The organism is Xanthomonas nasturtii, assembly GCF_001660815.1.
Classification (GTDB): Bacteria; Pseudomonadota; Gammaproteobacteria; order Xanthomonadales; family Xanthomonadaceae; genus Xanthomonas; species Xanthomonas nasturtii.
In genome coordinates, this window is sequence record NZ_LYMI01000080.1 from 1 (window position 1) to 1,588 (window position 1,588).

At 58.5% G+C, this 1,588-nt stretch carries 3 protein-coding genes; all 3 read left to right on the top strand.

The window, feature by feature from the left end:
- Positions 1–569: IS3 family transposase (locus A7D16_RS20150; protein ID WP_064635004.1), on the top strand; the 569-nt coding region annotated here is incomplete at its 5' end.
- A gap of 34 nt (positions 570–603) precedes the next feature.
- Complete coding sequence (locus A7D16_RS20155) at positions 604–1,062, top strand: DUF2199 domain-containing protein (RefSeq protein WP_064635005.1); 459 nt, start codon at positions 604–606, stop codon at positions 1,060–1,062.
- Positions 1,063–1,119: 57 nt separating this feature from the next.
- Positions 1,120–1,491, top strand: coding sequence for a hypothetical protein (locus tag A7D16_RS20160; RefSeq protein WP_153043206.1), 372 nt, complete (start codon positions 1,120–1,122; stop codon positions 1,489–1,491).
- Positions 1,492–1,588 lie beyond the last annotated feature (97 nt).

Sequence of the window (1,588 nt, forward strand, 5' to 3'; positions counted from 1 at the left end):
TCCGCCGCCGCAAGCGCAAGAAAGTGCCAGTGGGCGAGCGTCAGCCGCTGCTGCGGCCATCGCAGGCCAACCAGGTGTGGTCGATGGACTTTGTGTTCGACCGCACCGCCGACGGCCGGGCGATCAAGTGCCTGGTGATCGTGGACGACGCCACACACGAAGCGGTCGCCATCGAGGTGGAGCGTGCAATCTCGGGCCATGGCGTGACGCGTGTGCTGGATCGGCTCGCCATCAGCCGCGGCTTGCCGCAGGTGATCCGCACCGACAACGGCAAGGAGTTCTGCGGCAAGGCGATGGTCGCTTGGGCGCATGCGCATGGGGTGCAGCTGCGGCTGATCCAACCCGGCAAGCCGAATCAGAACGCCTATGTCGAATCGTTCAACGGCCGGCTGCGCGATGAATGCCTCAACGAGCACTGGTTCCCGACACTGCTGCACGCACGCACCGAGATCGAGCGCTGGCGACGCGAATACAACCAGGAGAGACCCAAGCAAGCAATTGGCGGCATGACCCCGTCCGCGTATGCCCAACAGCTGGCCAACACCGATATCATCAACCCCGGACTCTAGACCCGGCCGCTACTCAGGATGGGGGGACGTCGGTTTGCCTACGGATCGTGGCTGGACACTCCCGGACGATGTATGGGCCATTCCAGCTGGCGAGCGATCGGACAAAGCCAAGTTCAACAGCGATCTCTGCCAGCTAGGCAACCGCTTCTTCATCCGCTGCCTTCTCAAGCTCCCCTTCAACGAGCAACCTGATTACTACGGCTGGGGTGTCTGGGTAGAGGTTGCAGAGCCTGACTTCTACAGCTATGTCGAGCTGTATGACAAGGATGGGAGTACTGAGCCCCCAGTTTCTGGCACCATCGCGAATGCAATACCAAGCTATCCATCCACTCTTGGCCTGCGAGTGTTCGTGCAGTTTCAAGCCAGCACCAGCCGGCCCAGTGTTGCTATATCGGACAGCGGCCATCCTATGGCTATCGAGCAGTCCAATGGCATAGACAGTCGGCGCTATCACGAGATACTCGTAGCCACGGGGTCGCTGGATGGGCCCTAACAATCTATTCAATCCGAATCCGCTTTACGGGTCGGCTTAATTCAGGCGTTCGGCCCTATGAGAAAGATCGTTGCAGCTCTGGCTTTTCTCCTCTTAGCATCAGGCACAGCCTGCTCGGCATCCACTCCGCCGATTGACGTCTCTGGCCTCTCCGAAGCTTCCATGAACTTCGATCAGGATGGGGTTGGACCATTCCTGCATGAGTTGTCTAGCTCTGTCAGTACCAATCTGGACGCCGACGCACTCACACAAGCAATCGATTCGTTGCCGGTTGAGACAAGCGGCAACTGGGAGTTCTCGGTCAACTTAAATGGCAAGCCCGAGCGCTTGGTGGTGGTTGCGTTCAAGGACGACGTGGACGCTCCTGACCTTGCGTTCTATGCGTCACCGGAACTAGATCCTGTTAACACTAATGATCTGAGCGGTTAAACTATTGCGCATGGAAATCACACCCGCACAATTTTCTCTCATCGAACAGTGTCTGCCGAGGCAGCGCGGCAATGTCGGCATGACCAACCTGCAAGTG